The 1474-nt window shown below is 65.9% G+C and carries 1 protein-coding gene; it reads left to right on the top strand.

Features of this window, described 5'->3' with window-relative positions:
• Window positions 1-1474 (top strand): Ig-like domain-containing protein (locus LZ005_RS21485; RefSeq protein ID WP_237811058.1); only part of this gene is annotated, 1474 nt, incomplete at both ends.

Genomic DNA, 1474 nt, shown 5'->3' with positions numbered 1-1474 from the left:
TGATGCAGGCGGCAACAGCGCCAGCGGCACGATCACCTTCACGCTGGATACGACGATCGCCACGCCGACGGTCAGCCTGAGCAACGATACCGGCGCCAGCACGACCGACAAGATCAGCAAAGACGGCGCCCTGAGTTTCAGCACCGCAGCTGGCGATGTCACGCGCAGCTACAGCATCGACGGCACCACGGCCAGCAGCTACACGGCGCCGACCGCCGATGGCGCGCATACCGTGGTTGTCACCGACACGGATGCTGCAGGCAATACGGCCAGCACCAGCATCACCTTCACGCTGGACAATACGATTGCCACGCCGACCGTCAGCCTGACGACCGACAGCGGCAGCAATACCACCGACAAGCTGACCAACAACGCCGCCCTGAGCTTCAGCAGCGCCGCCAGCGACGTCACGCGCAGCTACAGCATCAATGGCGCCGCCGCCACCAGCAGCTACACCGCACCCGGCACGGACGGCACCTACACCGTTGTTGTGACCGATACCGACACGGCAGGCAACACGGCCAGCGCGAGCATCACCTTCACGCTGGACCAGACCATTGCCACCCCGACGGTCAGCCTGAGCAACGACACTGGCAGCAACACCAGCGACAAGATCAGCAAAGATGGCGCGCTGAGCTTCAGCACGGCTGCTGGCGACGTCACGCGCAGCTACAGCATCGACGGCACCACGGCCAGCAGCTACACGGCGCCGACGGCCGATGGCGCGCATACCGTGGTCGTCACCGACACGGATGCCGCAGGCAACACGGCCAGCACCAGCATCACCTTCACGCTGGACAACACGATCGCCACGCCGAGCGTCAGCCTGAGCAACGACACCGGCAGCAGCCCCACTGACAAGACCAGCAAAGACGGCGCCCTGAGCTTCAGCAGCGCCGCTGGCGACGTGACGCGCAGCTACAGTATCGACGGCACGACGGCCAGCAGCTACACGGCCCCGACGGCTGACGGCGCGCACACGGTGGTCGTCACCGACACCGACACTGCCGGCAACACCGCCAGCACCAGCATCACCTTCACGCTGGACAATACGATCGCCACGCCGACGGTCAACCTGAGCAACGACACGGGCAGCAGCCCGACCGACAAGATCAGCAAGGACGGCGCCCTGAGCTTCAGCACGGCTGCAGTCGACGTCACGCGAAGCTACAGCGTCGATGGCGGTGCAGCGGCCAGCAGCTACACGGCCCCGACGGCCGATGGTGCGCACACCGTGGTCGTCACTGACACCGACACGGCCGGCAACACCGCCAGCACCAGCATCACCTTCACGCAGGACAACACCATCGCCACGCCGACCGTCGCTTTGAGCAACGACACCGGCGCCAGCAGCACCGACCGCGTGACCAGCGATGCCTCGCTGAGCTTCAGCACCAAGGCCGGCGATGTGACGCGCAGCTACAGCATCGATGGCAGCACGGCCAGCAGCTATACCGCGCCGACCTCGGCCGGT

This window comes from Massilia sp. TS11, from assembly GCF_022012445.1.
Taxonomy (GTDB): domain Bacteria; phylum Pseudomonadota; class Gammaproteobacteria; order Burkholderiales; family Burkholderiaceae_D; genus Telluria.
The sequence above is the reverse complement of the archived record's forward strand: the minus strand, read 5'-3'. Positions and strand labels throughout refer to the sequence as shown.